The sequence below is a fragment of the Marinilactibacillus sp. GCM10026970 genome (genome assembly GCF_042660675.1).
Lineage (GTDB): Bacteria > Bacillota > Bacilli > Lactobacillales > Carnobacteriaceae_A > Marinilactibacillus.
Genome location: NZ_JBHSUL010000033.1, coordinates 53,879 through 75,010 on the forward strand (window position 1 = coordinate 53,879; position 21,132 = coordinate 75,010).

Below are 21,132 nucleotides of genomic sequence, written 5' to 3' on the forward strand. Positions count from 1 at the left end.
TCTACAGAAGGTCTTCGAATAATGCTTTCTGCTCTGTTTCCTTTGACTGATTCAGACCGATTTCTTCAATGGAGATCCCTGCGATAGCTCTCTCAATCATTCCTTCAACGTCTATTTTAGCTTCGTTTTCCAGCACATGAGATAACTTTGGCTTTGTCCGCGGTTTGGGCGGTGAAAATATTGTGCAACAATCTTCATAAGGCAAAATGGATAGATCAAAAGTATCGATTTCTTCTGCAATTTTGATGATGTCATTCTTATCCATTGAAATTAGCGGTCTAAGAACCGGTGTGTTAGTTACTTCTGAGATTACAGACATGCTTTCCAAAGTCTGCGAAGCTACTTGTCCAAGGGATTCTCCATTAATGATGGCTAACCCACTTCGCTGTGCCCGTATGATGTCTGTCAATTTCAACATCATGCGTCTCGTTATAGTCATAACGTAACCTTGAGGCACATATTTCTTAATGGTTTCCTGTATCTCAGTGAAGGGCACTTCAATAAATGTAATAGGTCCAGTAAATTCAACTAATTTTCCCGTCAGGTCTTTTGCTTTTTGGAGCGCCTGTGGGCTTGTATAAGGTGGACTGTGGAAGTGGACCGCTTCTAATTCTATACCTCTTTTCAAAGCATAATACCCCGCTACCGGAGAATCGATTCCTCCAGAGATCATCAACATTCCTTTTCCACTTGTACCTCCCGGAAGTCCACCAGCTCCTTGAATAGAATCTGTAGATAGGAAGATCCCATCTAATCTAATTTCAACTCTGATATTGATATCCGGTTTTTTCATCTTAACTTTGATTCCAGGTATAGTTTCTGTAATAAACTGACCAATGATTTGATTCACTTCATTTGTTTCAAACGTCCAGTCATGATCGGCTCTTCTAGCTGTAATCTTAAATGTTTTTCCATCTTTATACTCTTGGTTCAGTAAATAAAGTGCCGCACGATTTGCTTGCTCAATCGTCTTATCCACTTTTATAACAGGAGAAATGGTTTGAATGCCAAAGACTTTTTTCAAACGATCCACAATTTCTTCGTATGCTTCTCCATTCAATTCAATATGCAATCGATCTCTGTTCGCTTTAATTGTCAGCGCTGGAAAATCATTTAATACATACGCTACATTTTTACCTAGTTGCTTAATAAATAATTTACGATTTTTACCTTTAGTTGATAGTTCCCCATACCTTGCCATAACTTCTGTAATCATCTAATCCCTCAGTTTCTCTTTTAAAAAATCCCATTAAATCCTTTGTAAATTTCATCAAAGTGGTCAATAAATTGCGCCATCTCGTCAACTGTATTCCATTCAGATAAACTGACTCTAATAGCCGTTTCAGCTTGCTTTCTAGGAATCCCCATTGCAATCAACGAACTAGATTCACTTTGCTTTTTACTGGAACAAGCACTTGTAGTCGATACATAAATTTCTCGTTTTTCCAGAGCGTGCACGATGACTTCTCCTCTAATACCTTTTATTCCAAAGCACAGAATATGCGGAGCGTGAACCTCCGGCGAAAATATCGTAACCTTACTCCGTGATCTTAGATCTTTTTTCAGCATATCCATCATTTGATTCATAACGAGATGCTTTTCTTTCTTTGACTGTAAGAGTATATTTAACGCTTTAGCCATAGACACAATTCCTGGAATGTTTTCCGTTCCGCTTCTTGCATTTGCTTCTTGACCGCCACCGCTTAAAAGGGGCGATAATCTTCTACCATTCTTTATATAAACAAATCCTGTTCCTTTAGGCCCATGAAATTTATGTCCAGAAAATACAGCCATATCGATTCGACTAGTCTTTCCTAACTTGATATCCGTTTTTCCAATTGCTTGCACTGCATCCACATGAAAGTGAACAGTCGGATAGGCTTCGAGTAGTCTACCGATTTTTTCTATCGGTTGAATACTTCCCGTTTCGTTATTTACTGCCATAACAGAGACAAGTACCGTATCTTTTTTAAGCGCATTTCTCAAGTCTTCTAACGAAATCACACCGAACTGATTTACTGGAAGATAAGTGATGTCCCAACCTAGCAGTTCCAGTTGTTTAAACGTTTCAAGCACTGCTGGATGTTCACTTTGTGTTGTAATCAAATGTTTTCCGGATGAAATTTTCTCTATCGCTGTACCTTTAATGGCCCAGTTATCTCCTTCAGTACCGCCACTAGTAAAAAAGATTTCTTCTGGAAGAACACCTAGGAGATCTGCTGTTAAACTACGGGACTGTTTGAGTAGACCAGAGGCTGTTTCTCCTATTGTATGCAGACTAGAAGGGTTCCCGTAATAAAGTTGATTCACTTTATTATACGTCTCTAAAACCGTACTATCTATCATGGTCGTCGCACTATTATCGAAATAAATCATCTTCCACCTCTTCAATCTAGTCACTTCTCTATAATCGATTGTTCAAACGAGTTCCATTATAGCAAAAAAGCGACGCCCATCAAGTAGCAAAAAAAGTTGAACTGTGAATAGACGATCACAATCCAACTTTTTTCTTTTTATTGAGCAAAACTTTTTTCTTTTAAATAGGTTTTTTCTACTGATTCATAAGCCCCTGGTTCAATTGATTCAAGTTTTTCTCGAACCATTTTCAAAGAAGTTTCATAATCGTAATCTTCTGAGAACAAACTGCGACTATAGCGAATGGTCTCTCCAACTTCACTATACTCATTTTTGTATCGATACAGCCTTTGACTAACTAATTCGCTTAAAATCGCCTGATCAACCAGATTGTCCGTTTTATCCGCAAGTTTGTCTACATCATCTTCGCACATTTCGTGAAGCTTGTATACTTCGTTCATGTCTAAGCGCGGCTTAGCGAGCACTTGATTTAATTGCTGAACATGATCCGTTGTGTAGAAGAAAAAGTCTAGATATTCCTGAGGCAATCCTGGTAAGTTTTTGCTTTCAACATATCTCTTCATTTCTCGCATTGCCAATTCCATTTCTTCTAAATCTGCTTTAATTTCTAACTCACTATTACGGTAATCGGATAGATTCGAACTAATTTCTACTTGTTTTTCATTCAGTTCTTCTAATTCATCAAATAAGCCATTCAATTTTTCACTAGCTTCAGAAAAAGCAATTTGTTTATCTGTTAGACTTTGGTTGATTTGCATAAAGATTTTTTCTTGTTCCGATATACTTTCATTCACAGTTTCCGCACCTTCAGCCTCATCTCGATACAAATGATAACTTTGAGAAAGACGATCGATTTCAACCAACAATTTGCGATTCTGTTCTTTTAAATAAAGAAGAATTTTTCTGATTTGATTCAGCAGTTCTTTTACTTCCGACTTGGATTCAATTTCCAGCTCTAATTGATCATAAACCGAATCGATTTTCTGATCTAACTCGGCTGATTCTTCTTCCGCTTTAGCGATCTCAAGCTTACTTATATCCTTGTTGATACTTTCTATTTTAACGTGGATCAGCGAAAGTGCTTCTTTTATAGAATCATCAGGGAAAATGTACTCTTCTTCTTTCAAACTCTGATAGCCACTTTCCAATTCTTGGATTTGTTCTTTTGTTTCTTCTTCTATTTTCTCCAATATCACCGGAATATCTACCATGTAAATTTCCATCTCACTAATTGTTTCATCCAGTTGTTTCAATAATTGGTTTGCTTCTTCGTGATCGCCTGTTACTGTTAGATGTGAAAAAGTTGCAAAATCGGATTCCATCGTTCCCAGTTTCTCTTCAAGCGCATCAACTGCTCTCCCAAACGAAAAACTCTTAGCAAGCAAATCTTTTCGAATACTGTGATATCTTTTTTTGATGGTTTCAATTCTTTTTAAATTGTCTTCTTCCCGTTGCATCAATTCATCTAATTGATCATTTAAATTTTTAAGTGCCAGTCGTACTTCTACCAGTTTCTCTTCAGCAGCTTCTTGATCTGTGCGAGCTCTTTTAAAGCGATAACGGTCTGTTGCCTGCTCCGCTTCGAATAATAAGCTTTCAATAGTTGGGAACTGCTTTGTTTCAATAAGATCCCATGTTTTTTTCAGTTCATCTGCTGTATCCTGAGATTGTCCAGTCATACTTTTTTTATCTATCGACTGTATTTTAGTTGTTGGAAATTGTTCCATCAACGCTTTTTTCTTGATATCCAGTTCGTCAATTTTTTTGTAATGTTTCTTTCTGACTAAATAAGTAGTTATGTACAGGGCAACGATTAAAACGATTAAAATGATCACGACGATTTCTAACGTCATTTGATTTCCCTCCGACTAGGCCTTACAAGCAAAGAACGATGCCTACTTTTCTCTTCTTAACAGTATATCAAATATTAGAGGATTATGTTATACTTACAAGCAAATTCTATAAATTAGGTCCAAAATTAATTGTTATTACAACTTAACTGCTTGTATTAGTCAACTATTATAAAAAATGAAAAGGTGATTATTTGGAAACAAAAGCAATCAAACACATGATGAATAAGCAGCTAGATGCTTTACTGACTGGAGAAAGTAATTTAATCGCAAACTTAAGCAACGCTTCTGCTCTCTTGTCTGATCAACTAAAAGATATTAACTGGGCTGGATTTTATTTATGGGAAGAAACTGATCAAGAACTTGTACTTGGACCATTCCAAGGTAAAGTAGCCTGCGTTAGAATCTCAAATGGTTCTGGTGTTTGCGGAACAGCTTTCAAAGAACAGAAAACTTACTTGGTACCTGATGTTCACGCTTTTCCAGGTCATATCGCGTGTGATGCTGCAAGCGAATCTGAAATTGTGATACCACTGACCAAAGATTCTGTTCAAATCGGCGTGCTGGATATTGATGCGCCTATCAAAAATAGATTCACTGAAACAGACAAAGAAGTGCTTGAAGAATTTGCAGCAGTATTAATAGCTCATATATAATTAAATTAAACGGAAAAACTTGATTTTAGTTGTGTACAAATGACTGGAATCAGGTTTTTTCTATTGTAATACCATTTCGTACTCATCTCCATTATCAGCATTTCTCACCAATGAGCCACCCATTTTAATCAGGGTCAATTCAAAGTCTTCCGCAGTGACCGCATAAGCGTCTTCTGTTTCTTCTATTTGAACGGACTCAATTGTTTCAATAAATTTCGCTTGGATATCTTCTATACTATAACCTTGTATATTACCGTCATAAATTCCAAGGTCCCCATCCAAGAAATAAAAGGAATATTCATTCTCTCGACCAGCGGCATCCACTAAGCCTACTCCGTTTAAATCATCCGGAATTTCTTTTGATTCTTGTATTTCAAATTCAGATTCTTGCTCTACAGTTTCTGTCTGATTCTCCGGTTCTTTTTGAACACTCTCTAAATCACATCCAGCGATTGAGAAAATCATTAAGACAAGTAAAACTACTTTGTAATATTTCACAGTATCCCTCCTAAGTTGGTATTCTCCTAATCTTTTTCATTCTATCATACGTTAAAAGCTTATAGAACGGTTTCATTACATTCGTAAAAAAAAAAGCCTGCACCATGTGCAAGCTTTTTTAACCAGTTAAGATTAACGGTTGTAGTATTCAACGATGTATGAATCGTCAACATCAGCAGACATTTCTTCACGTAATGGTAAACGAGTAAGTGAGCCTTCTAATTTTTCTTCGTCAAAAGTAACGAAGTCTGGACGACCATATAAAGATTCTACAGATTCTTTAATAATTTTGATGTCTTTAGATTTTTCACGAACACCAATAACTTCTCCAACTTTTACGCTGTATGAAGGGATGTCAACGCGTTTTCCGTCAACAGTGATGTGACCGTGGTTTACTAATTGACGAGCTTGACGACGTGTAGTCGCAAGACCAAGACGGTAAACAACATTATCTAAACGTTGTTCAAGTAAGATCATGAAGTTAACACCGTGTTTACCTTCACGAATTTTACCAGCTTTATTGAATAAGTTAAAGAATTGACGTTCGTTAACTCCATACATAAAACGTAGTTTTTGTTTTTCTTTTAGTTGCATACCATACTCAGAAAGTTTGATACGGCTTGTAGGTCCGTGTTGTCCTGGAACGTAAGGACGACGTGCTAATTCTTTTCCAGTTCCTGAAAGTGAAATGCCTAAACGACGAGATTTCTTCCAAGAAGATCCTGTGAAACGAGCCATAATTGTATTCCTCCAATAATTTTTTTGGAGTAAAATAACGTGATAGAAATTCAGTAATACGTGCAGTTCCTACGAACGTTCGCCATTGCAGCCGCAGGTTACTAGTTTACTTGATTAAGAAACTGTTGACGCGGTTACCATTTCTTGCTGCATTATTTTACACAAATGCTAGTATACCGTTTTAAATCGCTACTGTCAACATAAAAAAGAAGCAGCCCTTAACTTACTTCTAATCCAGTAAGTATTAAAGGCTACTTCTCTTCGAATTTTATAAGCCAATTCTAGAATCTCAGTAGTGCTGCAATTCCAGTATCAGATGGCATACTTGGAGTATCTAGTACATAAACTTTCCCATTAGTCTTCAGAACGTTTTGAACAAGTTGGTTCACGTAGGCATTGATTTCTGAACCTTCTTGGTACTGACCATTTTCATCAATTGTACCATGAACTTGATAATGATCTTCAATGAGTAATGTGCCAATTTTACCTTGGATGCTTGCCATAGCCAAATCATTGTATTGGGCTTCTAGTTTAAATTCAGGTGTAGTTTCGTTGAATTTTTCAACTAGCTCTTTGTATCGACGATCAATGATCTCATTGACTACTTCTTTAGCCTTGTTTTCAATTTCAGCACTTGAAAGCTGCGCAGTTGATCCTTCGACTTTTGTTTCATCCAAATGAGGATTTTTAGAAATTTTTTCGAAGTCTGCAATGTTTTCTGGAAGTGCAAACAACACTAACGGTAAGCCTGTAGGTTTACTATAATGCTCAAAGACGTATTTATCTACGACTCTAAAATAATTGTCTTGATCGATTTGAACTTCATTACTTTTTTCGTTGTGCCCATGGAACATTGCTGATCCACCTGCACCATTATACTCGCCAGAGTTTAAGTTCCCACCTGTCAGTTCTTCTCCTAGTGCTTTTTCTAAATCTGTTGGTGCATCTTCTGGAAGTGGAATTTCTTGTAGCTCACTACCTCGACCGTTATACAATGTAAACTTATCATGGTTTAAACAAAGTAAGTGGAAATAACTGACATATTGAAAATTATCGATTAGCGGCAAGACATATGCCTGATTAGATACGACCACATTATTATCTACTTCAACACCTAATCGGTAAAAGAATGTATCTGTCTGTGTTACGTAGAAAACAAGACTTTTAGTCGCTCTTCTCCAGAAATTTGTATCATCTCTTAAGCCTTCTAATTCATTTAAGAAAGTGTCACATGTTTTTTCATCATATACGTCACAAATTTTTTCTTTTGCGTCCTTCAATAAATTCTGAAACTGAATCTGGTTTGCCTCTGTTTCAAACGCGTTATCTTGCGCGTTCATCGAAATAGAAAGATAGACCTCGTCCGTCTGTAAAATCTCATCTGTTGGAAATGCAAATAATTCTTTCATGTTTTCACCTTCCATTATCTATTTCTTCAAGAGTTTCACTCGTTAGTACAAAGCATCATCCTGAAGATAACTATGACTTCATCATATCTAATCCATCATAAATTGTCTAAAGATATGCAATAAAACCCAGTCACGATTTCGAGACTGGGTTTTATTAATAGACTAATTGTATTCAAAGTACTCTGATTCAAGCATTCCGTAAACGAAACTATCTGACCATTCTCCTTTATACCAATAATCTTGAATATGATGAGCTTCTTTTCTCATACCGATTTTAATACAAACTTTCTGGGAACTCGTATTTCTAGCATCCATATTAACCTGTACTCTGTGGACACCCAGTTCATAAAAAAGCTGATGAATCATTTCGTGAACTGCCTCAGAAGCAAAACCGTTGCCGGCAAACGAACGATTAAGACTATAACCGATTTCTACGGTCTCTTTCACTTCGGTGTACCATAACGATAGATCTCCAATTACTTGTCCTTCGTAGACAATTGCAAGATTTAAAGTATGGTCTTTATCCAAAATATTTTTCAAAACTTTTTTGTCAAATTCTTCATGTGCATTATCTGATTTCCATGGCTCATGCAGTAAGAACCTACAAGTCTGTTCGTCTTTATATATTGCGAAAGTCTCCTCGAAATCTTTTTGCTGAAAGGGTCTTAATATTAATCTTTTCGTTTTAATAATCAACTTTGCCTCCCTGATCTGAACCGGCAACGTCATAGCTTACTGACTACACCGCTTCACTCTGTTCGTAATGAATGTCTAACAACTGTCTAAATAATGGGATAAGTTGGCTTATTGTTTGTTTAATATAGTCATTTTGTGCTTCTATATTCTCTAAAAGATCACTATCTCTTTCTATCACTCTTCCAACCAAGAATTCTCCTTTTTTCACCTTAAGAAGTCTATTGAGCTTTTCAATCACTTTCTGTTCACTCACAGGTTCAACTTTTGATTTAGTATGATCTCCAGAGAGTACAAACTGTTCAGTCAATGATTTTAAGTTCTCAGGGCTAGATAAGAGTGCTTTGCCCATTTCGATTTCATAAAGAGGATTATCTATAATAGAAATAAAGATAAAAATGTGATCTTCATTTATACCAATTTGTAAATGAGGATATTTTTTATATCCTCTAACATCTCCGCCGATTGCACACCAAGTTGATTCAGGAGGATTAGATGTTCTTCTCCTATGTTGTGCAATATGAAACTGCATAGGATAACCAGTTTCATCCTGGATCAGAGGCGCATATGTGTCTCCTAAATCCTGGAAAATAGGTTGTATAGTATTTCTTATTTTGTTCATTCTGTCTTCAAGACCCTCTATTAAAAACAACTCAAAGTCTTGCTTATTGAATCCTTTATGCATTGCGTTCCTCCAAAACTCACTTAATAATTGTAACAAAAATAACAATTATTTTAAATATACAGTTCAAATTAATCGAGAGATTTCAAAAAATATTTAAAAGTCTACTTGATCTTGAACTTCTTGCATCATTAACCGGATTGATTGTAAACCGCCACCAGATAGATACCATAAATCAGCATCAAGATATATAATCGCATCTTGCTGATAAGCTTTTGTTTCTTGTATAACTGGATTTAGAGATAAATCACTAACGGATGTGTCTCCTCCGATAGCCTGTGAGCGGTCAACAACAAATAATAAATCAGGATTTTCTTGTAGTATATATTCATAAGAAACTGACTGGCCGTGTACAGAAGATTCTATGCTATTATCTACAGGAATAAAACCAAACTCCTCGTACAGCATACCATATCTAGAGTGTTCTCCAAAAGCCGATAAGCTACCTTCATTTAAAATTGTTACTAGTGTAGACTTTTCAGAAGCCTGTGCTGATTCTTGGAGTGCATTCATCTCTTTTTGAATAGAGTCTAACTCAGCCTCAACTTGTTCTTCCTCAGATAGAATTTGACCAATTGTTTGCATATTTCCTACAAATGAATCCCAGTAATTTTCTAGGTCTACGCTTAAGTAAAGTGTCGGTGCGATTTCATTTAGTTCGTCTAAAAAATCTAATTGTCTTCCAGAAATCAAAATTAAATCTGGATCCAATTCATAAACGGCTTCAAGATCTGGTTCTTTCAAACTCCCTACAGAAACAACCTCTGAATCATTGAAGTTACTAAGATAATCTGGGAGGCTCTGCGTTACTGTACCGACCACTTTATCCTTTGAGTCCAGCACTTCAAAAGTGTCCAGTAAGCCCATGTCAAATATGACAACTTTTTCAGGATTTACAGGCACTTCGACTGCTAGTCCATTAGAATCTTTTACCTCAATTGCTTCTAACCCATTTCCACTCTGGTTTTCTGTATCGATTACTTCCGCAGATTCACTTGCACAACCTCCGGCTAACATGATTGTACCTAGACTGAACGCAACGATTTTTTTGATCATCTCTTATCATCCTTTTTTAGTTTTTTAGTAGTACATTACAAATTTTTTACCTTTACGGTCAATGACTTCTACATCTATATCGAAAATATTCTTAATATTCTGCTGGGTAATGATCTTTTCCACTGGCCCTGCTGCAAAAATTTCACCTTCTTTCATAGCAATTAAATTATCAGCATAAGCAGCAGCAAAATTGATATCGTGAATCACTGTAATGACCGTTTTCCCAAATCCATCCACTAATTTTCTAATAATATCCATTAACTGTACACTATATTTCATATCCAGATTATTCAGTGGCTCATCTAGTAAGATATAATCCGTATCTTGAGCAAGAACCATCGCAATCATTGCCCTTTGTAATTGCCCACCAGAAAGTGTATCGATATACTGATCCGCTATCTCAAATAGGCCAACTTGATTTAAAGATTGTTCGATTAGTTCATGACAGTGGGCATTCAACCTACCTTTTGTATAAGGAAATCTACCAAAGGATACTAATTCTTTTATAGTCAAGCGCATGGAGAATTTGTTGGATTGTTTCAATACCGATAATTTCTTCGCTAGTTCACCGGGCTTCCAACTCTTGATTTCACCGCCGTCAATATAAATCTCTCCAGTATCTTTAGGGACTAAACGGCTAACCATTTCTAGTAAAGTCGTCTTACCAGCACCGTTTGGGCCAATGCAAGCCGTCAACTTTCCTTTTTCAATTGGAATCGTTACACTATCCACAACGATTTTTTCTTTATACCTCTTTGAAACTTGATTTAAATCAATCATCAAGCTGCCTCCTTTTCTTTTAATAAGATATATAAGAAATAACTACCTCCTACAAACTCCAATATGATACTTAGAGTCGTTTGAAATTTGAAGAGATGTTCAATCAGAATTTGACCAAATAAAACAAAAGAGATTGTGAAGAACCACCCCCCGACAATCAATAGCCGATGTTGATAAGTCTTAAATAATTTGTAGGATACATTCGCACCTAAAAAGCCAAGAAACATTACTGGGCCTACTAAAGCCGTTGAAACTGAAACAAGCATACTGATTGAGATAAATAATTTAAGATTAAAACGGTCTACATCAATCCCCAATCCCATAGCATTTATTCGACCAAGGTGTAAAACATCAACCACCTTATTTTTGCAGAAAATATAAATCAGTACTGGTAGTACTATGAACATACTGACACTAATTAGTGAACTGTCTACATTATTGAAGCTAGCAAACAAACGATTCTGAAGAATCAAAAATTCATTCGGATCGATTAACACTTGTAAAAATGAAGTTGCGCTTCTAAAAAATGTTCCTAATATTAACCCTGTCATGAGTAATAAATAGATTCTCCCTGGGAACTTTTTAAAGAAAAACCAATATAAGAGCAGGCTGAAAAAAGTCATGGATAGTGTAGAAAGAAAAAAATTTGTATACTCATTTTGTAAAAGCCAATGATTGTGTCCGAATAAAAACAAGCTGATTGTCTGAAAAAATATGTAAATTGTATCCATCCCAATAATGCTGGGGGTCAATATTCTATTTTGAGCTATCGTATGAAATAAGATCGTTGCGGTTGTTGAACAGATACTCACAATAGTCAAAGCGACTAATTTCTTTCCCCTGAGCAATAGAATATAAGACCAGTTCCCCCTTGAACCAATCGTCATATATATACCAGCCAAAACCATGGCCATTAAAGCTGCAATGAAAATATTTCTGTAAACGTGTTTGTTATCTGTCATGCTTTTTCCCCTTTAAGTAATAAAAATAAAAACAGTACAGTCCCTATCACGCCTACAACTAGACTCACCGGTACTTCATATGGATGTATCACGATTCTAGAAAAGATATCGCTCCATAGTAGAAATAACGCTCCGAAATATGCGGTTGGAAATAGTAATTTCCTGAAGTGATCTCCATATCTGAGTGACAAGAGATTTGGTACAACCAATCCTATAAACGGTATGTTACCAACTGTTAAAAGTACAGCAGCTGTCGCTATGGATACGATGATGATCCCAATCAGTTCAATTTGCTGATAGGCAACTCCTAACCCTGATGCTTGTTCTCTTCCCAGATTCATAACGGAAAAGTACTGAGAAAATAAGTAGATTACAATAAAAAGGGGGACCGTAAGTAAAATCAATTTATAATTCTGCGAACTAACTAATGATACATTCCCTTGGAGCCAGGCGGTCGTATTTTGAATCAGATCATATTGGTATGCTATGAATGTCCCGATAGCACCAACGACATTACCAAACATTAAACCAACCATCGGAATCATAATTGAATTTTTCAACTTGACGGTTTTGAGAAATTGTAAAAATACTATGGTACCTATGATGGAGAATACAAAGGCGAAGAGCGTTCGGTGAAGCATTGTATGCTGACCGAAAAAAGCCATGGATAAAATCATTCCTAATCGTGCACTGGAAATGGTTCCAGAAGTTGTAGGGGAAACGAATTTATTCTGAGTCATCTGTTGCATCAATAGCCCAGAAACTGAAAGAATAGCCCCCGCTGCCAACAAGCTAATGGTTCTCGGAATTCTTAACGTAGATAAAATAATACTTGTTAACTTATCTGGCGATAATAGTTGCATGAACGTTACGTTCTCAACACCAACCATCAAAGAAATCGTAGCGCTTACTAGTATTAAAACAAATAAACTGATTCTTTTCATTTTCAACCTCCTCTTGGATTACCCACTCCTTTTAATTGAGAATGATTATCACTATCAAGATCAGTATATCGAACTCCCTTTTAAGAATCAACTTATAAACAAAAAAGAACAAACCTTCTGAATTGCGAAAGGTCTGTTCTATATTTTTATTGTTGAATATTCTTTATAAATCTCAATACTAAATCCGCTGACTGTTTTCCAGCCAGTTCAATAAATTCATCAAACGATACAGAAGCTTCTTCATCTGAGGTGTCAGAGAGCGCTCTAATCACGGTGAAAGGGGTGTTGAACTGATAGCAAGTTTGAGCTACAGCTGCCCCTTCCATTTCTGTTACTAGTGCCTCTGGGAAAAACTCTCTTATTTTATCTGTTTGATCTTTTCTCGCAATAAATGAGTCTCCTGTAACAATTATTCCTGATGAAACATTCCAACTTGTTTCTGATGCTGCCGCAATCACTTGATCATTTAAAGACGGGTCAGCTGAAAAAACAGCAGGCATTTGAGGGATCTGACCAAAAGTGTATCCAAATACGCGTGCATCTGCATCATTATAGGATAGTTCAGTAGAGACGACCAAGTCACCTACTCGAAGTCCTTTCCCAATCCCACCAGCAGAACCTGTGTTGATGACAGCATCCACATTGAAGGTCTGAATTAACAAAGTCGTTGCAATCGAGGCATTTACTTTGCCAATACCCGATTGTACTAGAGTTATTTCCTGCCCTTGAATACGCCCATTGTAGAATGTCTGATTTGCAATTGTTATCTCTTCTTTGTGTTCGAGTTGTTTTAGAAGCTCTTTTACTTCTTGTTCCATTGCTGCAATAACGCCAATTTTCATTTTTTTACCTACCTCTTCATATTAACCATAAAACGCAAAAACTAGAACGATAATCAATAAAAGTGACACGATAATAATGGCTCTTGTAAGAACTTTTTCAGTTCTTCTATAACGTTCCATTTCATCCAATCGTTTTTTTGTTGTTCTTCCCTGCTTAGATAATTGCCGTTCCTTTTTACGGTTTTCTTTTTTTAGTTTCTTATTTTCTCTTGCTTTTTCTTTTGTTTCTTTTAACTTCTGATCTCTAATTTCTTTTCTGGATACCATGATATCATACCCTTTACTTGTTTTGTATTCTGTTCATTTTCCAGTAAAATAATGCAAACACACTTTTCGAATCACGTAAGTGTCCTTTTTCATATTCAGCCCAGGCTTCATCAAATGTCAATGCGAGCAATTCGATTGTTTCATCTTCATCTTTAGGTAAGGGGTTCTCTACAGTTATTAACTGCTTGGCTTCATAAATCTCTAGAAATTCATCTGTAAAGCCGGGTGTGCTGTAAAAAGAGGTGACAAATGACCAATCTTTCGCCTGATAACCTGTTTCTTCTTCTAGTTCTCTCTTAGCCGTTGTCATTCCATCAACATCTTCAGTATCTTTTAGTCCTGCTGGTATTTCGATACTAATTTGTTCAATGGCTTTACGGTATTGTTTGACTAGGAGTAAACGATCATCATCAGTGAAAGCAATAACTGCAGATGCTCCGGCATGTCTAACAATTTCTCTTTTTGATTGCTTCCCATTTGGCAATAGCACATCTTCTACTACATATTTTGTTACTTTACCATCATAAATAACTTCACTTTTAAGCGTTTTTTCTTCAAAATCCATAGAAATCACTTTCCTTTCCAACTATTGATATCATACAGTATCTATTATCATATTTCATTAGTTGTATAGAACACAAGTCTCACTTTCATGAAGTTTAAGATTCTTATAAAGTTTCATATATCCTACTTAGGTCCTATGTCATTCTTTTTAAAATGTGTGATAAAATAAGGGTACAAATCACACAGGAAAATATGGAGGAGCCAATATGAATAAAAATCATTTAACAGATACATTAATCTATCTACTGACTTGCATAACTATTATCTTTTTATTTACTTTTTTAGTCGCTTTTGGATTTCACGTTATTCCCTCAGGATTACTAAGTATTTCTTTGGGTGTGCTATTACTTTATGCACGTGGAAAAAAACAGCGCCCTGCTGATGAAAAGAAATTACCAAAACTTTCTTCTGAGAAAGAGGCTTTTTACGTCTCTAAAGGTCTTGAGAAAGAAGACATCCAGTACTTCCGTCAGACTATGCAAAAAGCAAAACAACAGATTAGAGATATTGAAAGGAACATGCTTGCTACTGGAAAATTAAAAGCGATCGAAAATCGTAACAATACAGTCCACCTAACGAAGTCTATGTTCAGAGAAATCATCAAGGAGCCAAATCGACTTCATGAAGTCGATCAGTTTCTTTATGTACACTTACCTTCTTTAGCAGACTTGTCTGGTAAGTATAATGAAATTAATAACCACCAAGCTAAAAGTAAAGCAACTTATGATATGTTAGACAAAGCTTCTCAAACTTTAGATAAAATGTGTCAGCAGATTGCTGAAGACTATGTTCAATTCAAGTCTGACGATATTGTAGATATGGAAGTAGAGGTAGAACTTGCAAAAAGATCTTTGGACAAGGATAATGGTTTCCAAGAAGATACAATCAACAATGAAGAAGTTTAACCCATTTTGTACCTGAAAGGATGTCACGTTATATGGATGATAAGAATACACAGCAAGATTTTACAAAAGTAAAAGATCAGTCAACAAGTGAGCTGGATGATTTGCTGGCGAACCCCTTTGGAGAAACCATGAAAAACCCTCCTGCTCCTAGTGCTAACACGAGTACTTCTTTAACAGGCGAGCAAGCTGAAGAAACGAGAAGATTGTTCGATACCTTGCCTGAAGAACGTCAAAAGCAGGCTCAACAACTCTCTAATCAAATCGCAGAGAACGATATAGACGCTGTCTTGAATTACGGATCGGCTGCTCAGCAGCGCCTAGGAGATTTTTCCCATTCCGTTCTGAATCATGTGCAGAATCAAGAAACTGGGCATATCGGAGAAACTTTGAACGACTTAATGTTCCGATTAAAAGAAAGTAATCCCGACGATTTACGTGCAGATAATTCAAATATTTTCAAAAAGATGTTCAAGAAAATTAACCGCTCGATTTATGAAACAACTGCGAAATACCAAAAGATTGGCGCTCAAATAGATAAAATTGCCGTTAAATTAGATAAAGAAAAAGATATGCTACTAAAAGATAACGAAATGCTTGAAGCACTGTATGAAAAAAACTTTGAATACTTTGAAGCTTTAAACATTTATATTGCTGCCGGAGAGTTGAAGTTGGAACAATTGCAAAAAGAATCTATACCGAACGCGATGAAAGTTGCAGAAAGCAGCACCAATCAGATGGACGTTCAACGTGTAAATGATTTGAATCAATTCCAAAATCGTCTTGAAAAACGTGTTTATGACTTAAAAGTAGCAAGACAAATGACGATTCAACAAGCGCCTCAGATCCGTTTGATTCAAAATACAAATCAAGCATTATCAGAAAAAATTCAAACTTCTGTTAACACAGCGATTCCTTTATGGAAAAACCAAATTGTTATTGCATTAACTTTATTACGTCAAAAAGAAGCCGTCACTGCTCAAAGACAAGTTTCTGAAACAACTAACGACTTATTAACTAAGAATTCTGAAATGTTGAAACAGTCTTCTATCGAAACAGCTCGTGAAAATGAACGTGGTATCATCGATATCGAAACACTGGAGAAAACACAATCCGATTTGGTCGAGACACTTGAAGAAACGCTTTCTATTCAACAAGAAGGCCGTTCTAAGCGAAAAGAAGCTGAACAACAGCTCGTTAGAATGGAAGATCGTCTAAGAGATCAACTGCTCAAAATCACAGAAAACTAAGCCAAAAACTTCCCTTTTTAGGGAAGTTTTTTTTACGAGTCATATTCTTTGAACATTTTATAACAATCCCGTATAGTTAATAACATAAAGAAGCAAAGAAAAAGGAGAGAGTTATTATGTTAGGTTTTATCTTAATGTTAATCATCGGTGGTATTGTTGGAGCAATCGGACAAGCAATCATCGGTAAAAATGTACCAGGTGGAATTATTGGTAATATCGTTGTTGGTTTATTAGGTTCTGCTCTAGGTGGATATTTGCTAGCAGACATTGGTCCAACAATTGAAGGTATCGCTATTTTCCCAGCAATCGTTGGTGCTGTAATCGTAGTATTCCTATTCAGCTTACTTGCTAAAAAATAATTATTGCGTTTAAAACTGCAATCATATCAAAAGCTCCATGTAACCGCCTAGGCGGTTACATGGAGCTTTTTTAATTTATACTTTTATACTTTATCAACGTTAGACGCTTGTGGTCCTCTGTCGCCATCAGTAATGTCGAATTCTACTTCTTGTCCATCGTCTAGTGATTTGTATCCTTCACTATTGATTGCACTGAAGTGTACAAATACATCTTCACTACCTTCTACTTCAATAAAACCAAATCCTTTTTCTGCGTTAAACCATTTCACTGTTCCTCTAGCCATCCTACTTTTCCTCCTAAGTAAATACTTGCAACAGACTGCCTATAAGTTCATTTATTGTTTAATAAATGCTGCATACATCTATTACAGCTTCAGTATACAAAACTTAATTTCTTTTTGCAAGGGCTTTCTTTATTAAAGTATAAAATATTTAACGATTGTATCCCTTATCAGCTCCGATTTTAAACAAAAATAAAAGCTGGCCGTTTGGCCAGCTTTATGGTTATTCTTGTTCTTCTTTATGTTCAAATAATTCTGGAAAATGTTCTTCACAGATATGGTGACATCTAGGACAAAGTTTTCCGACTCCATCAATTTCAACAAGTTCATTAGAAGTGATTCGACATCTTTCACAGACTTCGCCTTCCATATGCTGAACTCGAACAGACAGCCCTTCGAAGTCTAGTATAGATGAATCTTCTGGTTTTTCAGATAGAGGTTTAACCGTAACATTTGAAGCAATTAGGATCTGGCGCAGATTAGTGTCTAATGATTCCAATAGTGCTTGAACATCATCTGATACGTAAAGTGTCGTATCAGCTTCAAAATCCTTACCAATCACTTTATTTTCACGCGCGACTTCATTTGCTTTAAGGATATGATCTCTTAATCGCATAAACTGATCCCATTTTTCTACAAGTACTTCTGATTGCTCGTATGCTTCTACTTGAGGCATTTCAGTTAATTGAGCATATGCTTCATCTTCTTCTAAATATGTCCAAATCTCTTCTGCAGTATGCGGAAGAATTGGTGTCAACATCTTAGTCAATTTCACAATTACTTGATAAAAGACAGATTGCATGGCTCTTCTAGAATGCGCATCTGGAGCATCAATATAAAGCACATCTTTTGCAAAGTTTACGTAGAAGTTTGACATATCCACCGTACAGAATTGATTGATTTCTTTGTAAATTTCAGAGAAGTTATACGCTTCATAAGCATTCAAAACATTTTCAACAGTACGATTTAAACGATTCATCATGTACTGGTCAACAGTTCTTAATTCTTCATAAGGTACATTGTTTTCAGCATACGAGAAGTCTTCTGTATTTTGGATCAAGAAACGAATGGTATTTCTGATTTTACGATAAACTTCTGATACTTGTTTCAAGATATCCATACTTACTCGCACATCAGCTTGAGAATCTACACTAGAAACCCACAATCGAATAATATCTGCACCCATTTGTTTGATGACTTTGTTTGGAAGGATCGTGTTTCCGAGTGATTTACTCATTTTACGTCCGTCTCCATCTAAAACAAAGCCTTGAGATAAAACAGATTTATATGGTGCTTCGCCATTGATGGCTACACTTGTTGTTAAACTCGAATTGAACCATCCACGGTACTGATCTGAACCTTCAAGATACATATCAGCTGGGAACGTTAGATTATCTCTTGTTTTTAAAACAGCTTGATGAGAAGATCCCGAATCGAACCAAACATCCATAATATCTGTTTCTTTCGTGAATAAACCATTTGGACTTGAAGGAGACTCGAATCCTTCTGGAAGCAAGTCTTTTGCTTCACGTTCGAACCAGATATTAGATCCATGTTCAGCAAATAAGTCAGATACATGGGCAATGGTTTCAGGTGTAATGATTGCATCTCCATTTTCAGCATAGAAAATCGGTAAAGGAACACCCCAGGCACGCTGACGCGAAATCACCCAGTCTCCTCTATCTCTTACCATATTGTAGAGTCTTTGCATTCCCCAAGGCTGAAGCCAGTCTACTTCTTGAACAGCTTGTAAAATATCTTCACGGAAATCTTTTATAGAAGCAAACCATTGTGGTGTTGCTCGGAAGATAACCGGTTTTTTCGTTCTCCAGTCATGTGGATAGCTGTGTGTGAAGAAATCCATCTTCAGTAAAGCGTCTTTTTCTTTTAACCACTCAGTGATAATTTTATTTGCATCATCATAAAATGTTCCTTCTAGACCTGGAGCTTCATCAGTAAAGCAACCTCTTGCGTCTACTGGTGAAAGCACTTTAAGTCCATACTGTTGAGCGGCAATAAAGTCATCTTCTCCGTGTCCAGGAGCTGTGTGCACTAAACCAGTACCACTATCTAAGGTTACATGGTCTCCCATGATTACTAGCGAATCACGGTCATAGAATGGATGTTTTGTTGTTAATCGGTCCAGATCCGATCCTTTTACTTCTTTGATTAGCTCGATTTTTTCCCAACCAAGTGTTTCTGCTACTTCTTCAGCCATTTTAGAAGCGACTACGTATTTACGTCCATCGGCTTCTAGTACAGCATAGTCAAACTCAGGATTTACAGCAATGGCTAGGTTTGCAGGCAATGTCCAAGGGGTCGTTGTCCAGATAATTAAAGAAGTATCTTGTTCCAGAATACCTTTTCCGTCATTGACTTCAAACGCCACATAAATATTAGCTGAACGAACATCGTGATACTCAATTTCAGCCTCAGCTAAAGCAGATTCACTTGATGGAGACCAATAAATCGGTTTTAACCCTCTATAAATGTAGCCTTTTTCTGCCATTTTACCAAATACTTTGATTTGTTCTGATTCGTAATCTTTTGTAAGGGTCACGTATGGATTGTCCCATTCTCCAGCCACACCTAATCGTTTAAAGTCTTCGCGCTGTTTATCGACTTGTTCCCAGGCATACTCTTCACAAAGCTTTCTGAATTCAGCAACAGACATTGATTTACGATCAACACCTGCGTTTGTTAAAGCTTGCTCAATAGGTAAACCATGTGTATCCCATCCTGGAACATATGGTGCACGGAAACCAGACATAGATTTGTAGCGAACGATAATATCTTTTGAAACTTTATTCAATGCATGGCCCATATGAATATTCCCATTTGCATAAGGAGGGCCATCATGTAGTATGAATGTTGGTTTATTCTGGTTTAATTCTTGTCTATTTGCATAAATATTGTTTTCTTCCCATTCTGCTTGGCGATCCGGTTCTTTGTTTGGAAGTCCAGCACGCATTGGGAATGCTGTCTTCAATAAATTTAATGTTTCTTTTACTTCCATTTTTGCATCCTCTTTTACTTTATATTTTTTTGATAATAAAAAGACTTCATCCTTGAAAAAGGACGAAGTCTTCGTGGTACCACCTTACTTTAGAGACATAGACTCCTCCCATTAGGGGACATCTGTCTGTCTCTCTCTTCTCTTTAACGCAGAGCTACGTTTTTAACTACTACATTTCATTAAAAAAGCTACTGAATGATCATAAAATGAAATTGACTTGCCAACATCGCACCATCGTTGGCTCTCTGAAAAGTGTTTCAACTTATATAATTTCAGTAATTGCTACTATTTATTTATACGCTTGGCAATTCTACAGCCGGTGTCATGCCTTCTTCGTAATTTTGATTTTCAGATTCATCAGATTCTTCTACTACATCCGTTGTGAGTTCGATTTCTTCTGATTCATCTTTTTGATCAAGTTCTGTTTTCACTTCGTTTAATGTATGTGTTTCTGGTTTCTCTGAAATAGGCGCTTGTAAAATATCATCCCATTCGTCTTTCTTTACTAGCTCAAGTTGCGATTCAATCATTAGTTGAAGTCTTTGGCGAAAAATACGACTTTGCTTGCGCAAAGCTTCTGTTTCTTCTTCAATTTTACGTGCTTTACCAACAGCATCTTTCAGTAGTTGGTCTGCATGATTTTCAGCATCTTGACGAACTTTAGAAGCTTTGTTTTCAGCTTCTTTAGAAATCATATCTGCTTCTTTTTCAGAATTCACTTTCAAACGATCAGCAGCATCTTGTGCAACAATAATCGACTTATTAAGTGAATCTTGCATTTGATCGTAACTTGCTAATTTTTCTTCAGCAAATTCCAATTTCTTTTCAGTTTCTTTTTTTTGTTTCAATAACAATTCATAATCTTTGATGATTTGATCCAGATAATCGTTTACTTGATCCTGATCGTACCCTCTCATCTTAACAGAAAATTCTTTGTTATGTATGTCCATAGGTGTTAATGCCATGATCGAATTCCTCCGTTACCTTTTTTTGATCAGTTTGATTCC

At 36.3% G+C, this 21,132-nt stretch carries 22 protein-coding genes and 1 other annotated feature; of the genes, 4 read left to right on the forward strand and 18 right to left on the reverse strand.

Annotated features, from left to right (window positions below; translation table 11 throughout):
• Position 1: 1 nt before the first annotated feature.
• The 3 genes from thiI to ACFP65_RS10550 all read right to left on the reverse strand — a co-directional run bounded on the left by thiI (position 2) and on the right by ACFP65_RS10550 (position 4,229).
• Positions 2-1,216: a tRNA uracil 4-sulfurtransferase ThiI gene (gene thiI / locus ACFP65_RS10540; RefSeq protein WP_379918412.1), complete on the reverse strand. Its 1,215-nt coding sequence runs from the start codon at positions 1,214-1,216 to the stop codon at positions 2-4.
• Between the two features lie 20 nt (positions 1,217-1,236).
• Positions 1,237-2,376 carry a cysteine desulfurase family protein gene (locus tag ACFP65_RS10545; protein ID WP_379918414.1) on the reverse strand — a complete coding sequence of 380 codons (1,140 nt, stop codon included), beginning with the start codon at positions 2,374-2,376 and terminating at the stop codon, positions 1,237-1,239.
• Between the two features lie 137 nt (positions 2,377-2,513).
• Positions 2,514-4,229, reverse strand: a complete 1,716-nt coding sequence (locus ACFP65_RS10550) for a septation ring formation regulator EzrA (protein ID WP_379918416.1) — start codon at positions 4,227-4,229, stop codon at positions 2,514-2,516.
• A gap of 215 nt (positions 4,230-4,444) precedes the next feature.
• Here ACFP65_RS10550 and ACFP65_RS10555 point away from each other — a divergent pair, with 215 nt between their 5' ends.
• Positions 4,445-4,882, forward strand: a complete 438-nt coding sequence (locus tag ACFP65_RS10555; RefSeq protein WP_379918499.1) for a GAF domain-containing protein — start codon at positions 4,445-4,447, stop codon at positions 4,880-4,882.
• Between the two features lie 60 nt (positions 4,883-4,942).
• Here ACFP65_RS10555 and ACFP65_RS10560 read toward each other — a convergent pair whose 3' ends face one another.
• From ACFP65_RS10560 to ACFP65_RS10615, 12 genes are all read right to left on the reverse strand, one after another.
• A complete protein-coding gene (locus ACFP65_RS10560; protein WP_379918418.1) occupies positions 4,943-5,380 on the reverse strand; it encodes a hypothetical protein in 438 nt (145 codons plus the stop codon).
• Positions 5,381-5,512: 132 nt separating this feature from the next.
• Positions 5,513-6,118, reverse strand: coding sequence for a 30S ribosomal protein S4 (rpsD, locus tag ACFP65_RS10565; RefSeq protein ID WP_379918420.1), 606 nt, complete (start codon positions 6,116-6,118; stop codon positions 5,513-5,515).
• Between the two features lie 281 nt (positions 6,119-6,399).
• A complete protein-coding gene (locus ACFP65_RS10570; protein WP_379918422.1) occupies positions 6,400-7,527 on the reverse strand; it encodes a hypothetical protein in 1,128 nt (375 codons plus the stop codon).
• A gap of 162 nt (positions 7,528-7,689) precedes the next feature.
• Positions 7,690-8,223 (reverse strand): GNAT family N-acetyltransferase, encoded by a 534-nt coding sequence (locus ACFP65_RS10575; protein ID WP_379918424.1) that lies wholly within the window; start codon positions 8,221-8,223, stop codon positions 7,690-7,692.
• A 43-nt stretch (positions 8,224-8,266) separates the two neighbouring features.
• Positions 8,267-8,905, reverse strand: coding sequence for a DUF1054 family protein (locus tag ACFP65_RS10580; RefSeq protein ID WP_379918426.1), 639 nt, complete (start codon positions 8,903-8,905; stop codon positions 8,267-8,269).
• A gap of 93 nt (positions 8,906-8,998) precedes the next feature.
• A complete protein-coding gene (locus ACFP65_RS10585; protein WP_379918428.1) occupies positions 8,999-9,958 on the reverse strand; it encodes a siderophore ABC transporter substrate-binding protein in 960 nt (319 codons plus the stop codon).
• A 24-nt stretch (positions 9,959-9,982) separates the two neighbouring features.
• Entirely contained in the window at positions 9,983-10,738 is a 756-nt protein-coding gene (locus ACFP65_RS10590; protein WP_379918430.1) for an ABC transporter ATP-binding protein, read from the reverse strand.
• Entirely contained in the window at positions 10,738-11,700 is a 963-nt protein-coding gene (locus tag ACFP65_RS10595) for an iron chelate uptake ABC transporter family permease subunit (RefSeq protein WP_379918431.1), read from the reverse strand. Before ACFP65_RS10595 ends, ACFP65_RS10590 begins: the two co-directional genes overlap by 1 nt.
• A complete protein-coding gene (locus ACFP65_RS10600; protein ID WP_379918433.1) occupies positions 11,697-12,644 on the reverse strand; it encodes an ABC transporter permease in 948 nt (315 codons plus the stop codon). The genes ACFP65_RS10595 and ACFP65_RS10600 overlap by 4 nt, the downstream gene beginning before the upstream one ends.
• Positions 12,645-12,790: 146 nt before the next feature.
• A complete protein-coding gene (locus ACFP65_RS10605; RefSeq protein ID WP_379918435.1) occupies positions 12,791-13,486 on the reverse strand; it encodes a 5'-methylthioadenosine/adenosylhomocysteine nucleosidase in 696 nt (231 codons plus the stop codon).
• A 21-nt stretch (positions 13,487-13,507) separates the two neighbouring features.
• Positions 13,508-13,753 carry a hypothetical protein gene (locus ACFP65_RS10610; RefSeq protein ID WP_379918437.1) on the reverse strand — a complete coding sequence of 82 codons (246 nt, stop codon included), beginning with the start codon at positions 13,751-13,753 and terminating at the stop codon, positions 13,508-13,510.
• A gap of 13 nt (positions 13,754-13,766) precedes the next feature.
• The gene (locus ACFP65_RS10615; RefSeq protein WP_379918439.1) at positions 13,767-14,318 is read right to left on the reverse strand and encodes an NUDIX hydrolase; all 552 of its coding nucleotides are present in this window, start codon (positions 14,316-14,318) and stop codon (positions 13,767-13,769) included.
• A 205-nt stretch (positions 14,319-14,523) separates the two neighbouring features.
• Between ACFP65_RS10615 and ACFP65_RS10620 the strand changes: the two genes are divergently transcribed.
• The 3 genes from ACFP65_RS10620 (at position 14,524) to ACFP65_RS10630 (ending at position 16,828) form a co-directional block, all read left to right on the forward strand.
• The gene (locus ACFP65_RS10620) at positions 14,524-15,222 is read left to right on the forward strand and encodes a 5-bromo-4-chloroindolyl phosphate hydrolysis family protein (protein ID WP_379918441.1); all 699 of its coding nucleotides are present in this window, start codon (positions 14,524-14,526) and stop codon (positions 15,220-15,222) included.
• Between the two features lie 32 nt (positions 15,223-15,254).
• Positions 15,255-16,469, forward strand: a complete 1,215-nt coding sequence (locus ACFP65_RS10625) for a toxic anion resistance protein (protein WP_379918444.1) — start codon at positions 15,255-15,257, stop codon at positions 16,467-16,469.
• A gap of 116 nt (positions 16,470-16,585) precedes the next feature.
• Positions 16,586-16,828 (forward strand): GlsB/YeaQ/YmgE family stress response membrane protein, encoded by a 243-nt coding sequence (locus ACFP65_RS10630; RefSeq protein WP_379918446.1) that lies wholly within the window; start codon positions 16,586-16,588, stop codon positions 16,826-16,828.
• An 83-nt stretch (positions 16,829-16,911) separates the two neighbouring features.
• Here ACFP65_RS10630 and ACFP65_RS10635 read toward each other — a convergent pair whose 3' ends face one another.
• The 3 genes from ACFP65_RS10635 to ACFP65_RS10645 form a co-directional block, all read right to left on the reverse strand.
• Positions 16,912-17,112: a cold-shock protein gene (locus tag ACFP65_RS10635; RefSeq protein ID WP_379918448.1), complete on the reverse strand. Its 201-nt coding sequence runs from the start codon at positions 17,110-17,112 to the stop codon at positions 16,912-16,914.
• A gap of 220 nt (positions 17,113-17,332) precedes the next feature.
• Positions 17,333-20,125 (reverse strand): isoleucine--tRNA ligase, encoded by a 2,793-nt coding sequence (gene ileS, locus ACFP65_RS10640; RefSeq protein WP_379918450.1) that lies wholly within the window; start codon positions 20,123-20,125, stop codon positions 17,333-17,335.
• Positions 20,126-20,180: 55 nt separating this feature from the next.
• Positions 20,181-20,414, reverse strand: a binding site (T-box leader).
• 4 nt (positions 20,415-20,418) lie between these two features.
• A complete protein-coding gene (locus ACFP65_RS10645; protein WP_379918452.1) occupies positions 20,419-21,090 on the reverse strand; it encodes a DivIVA domain-containing protein in 672 nt (223 codons plus the stop codon).
• Positions 21,091-21,132 lie beyond the last annotated feature (42 nt).

Bases quoted from the DNA above. Each gene is read 5' to 3' on its own strand.
- thiI (WP_379918412.1), bottom strand. From the start codon at position 1,216: ATGATTACAGAAGTTATGGCAAGGTATGGGGAACTATCAACTAAAGGT.
- ACFP65_RS10545 (WP_379918414.1), bottom strand. From the start codon at position 2,376: ATGATTTATTTCGATAATAGTGCGACGACCATGATAGATAGTACGGTT.
- ACFP65_RS10550 (WP_379918416.1), bottom strand. From the start codon at position 4,229: ATGACGTTAGAAATCGTCGTGATCATTTTAATCGTTTTAATCGTTGCC.
- ACFP65_RS10555 (WP_379918499.1), top strand. From the start codon at position 4,445: ATGATGAATAAGCAGCTAGATGCTTTACTGACTGGAGAAAGTAATTTA.
- rpsD (WP_379918420.1), bottom strand. From the start codon at position 6,118: ATGGCTCGTTTCACAGGATCTTCTTGGAAGAAATCTCGTCGTTTAGGC.
- ACFP65_RS10570 (WP_379918422.1), bottom strand. From the start codon at position 7,527: ATGAAAGAATTATTTGCATTTCCAACAGATGAGATTTTACAGACGGAC.
- ACFP65_RS10580 (WP_379918426.1), bottom strand. From the start codon at position 8,905: ATGCATAAAGGATTCAATAAGCAAGACTTTGAGTTGTTTTTAATAGAG.
- ACFP65_RS10585 (WP_379918428.1), bottom strand. From the start codon at position 9,958: ATGATCAAAAAAATCGTTGCGTTCAGTCTAGGTACAATCATGTTAGCC.
- ACFP65_RS10590 (WP_379918430.1), bottom strand. From the start codon at position 10,738: ATGATTGATTTAAATCAAGTTTCAAAGAGGTATAAAGAAAAAATCGTT.
- ACFP65_RS10595 (WP_379918431.1), bottom strand. From the start codon at position 11,700: ATGACAGATAACAAACACGTTTACAGAAATATTTTCATTGCAGCTTTA.
- ACFP65_RS10600 (WP_379918433.1), bottom strand. From the start codon at position 12,644: ATGAAAAGAATCAGTTTATTTGTTTTAATACTAGTAAGCGCTACGATT.
- ACFP65_RS10605 (WP_379918435.1), bottom strand. From the start codon at position 13,486: ATGAAAATTGGCGTTATTGCAGCAATGGAACAAGAAGTAAAAGAGCTT.
- ACFP65_RS10610 (WP_379918437.1), bottom strand. From the start codon at position 13,753: ATGGTATCCAGAAAAGAAATTAGAGATCAGAAGTTAAAAGAAACAAAA.
- ACFP65_RS10615 (WP_379918439.1), bottom strand. From the start codon at position 14,318: ATGGATTTTGAAGAAAAAACGCTTAAAAGTGAAGTTATTTATGATGGT.
- ACFP65_RS10620 (WP_379918441.1), top strand. From the start codon at position 14,524: ATGAATAAAAATCATTTAACAGATACATTAATCTATCTACTGACTTGC.
- ACFP65_RS10625 (WP_379918444.1), top strand. From the start codon at position 15,255: ATGGATGATAAGAATACACAGCAAGATTTTACAAAAGTAAAAGATCAG.
- ACFP65_RS10630 (WP_379918446.1), top strand. From the start codon at position 16,586: ATGTTAGGTTTTATCTTAATGTTAATCATCGGTGGTATTGTTGGAGCA.
- ACFP65_RS10635 (WP_379918448.1), bottom strand. From the start codon at position 17,112: ATGGCTAGAGGAACAGTGAAATGGTTTAACGCAGAAAAAGGATTTGGT.
- ileS (WP_379918450.1), bottom strand. From the start codon at position 20,125: ATGGAAGTAAAAGAAACATTAAATTTATTGAAGACAGCATTCCCAATG.
- ACFP65_RS10645 (WP_379918452.1), bottom strand. From the start codon at position 21,090: ATGGCATTAACACCTATGGACATACATAACAAAGAATTTTCTGTTAAG.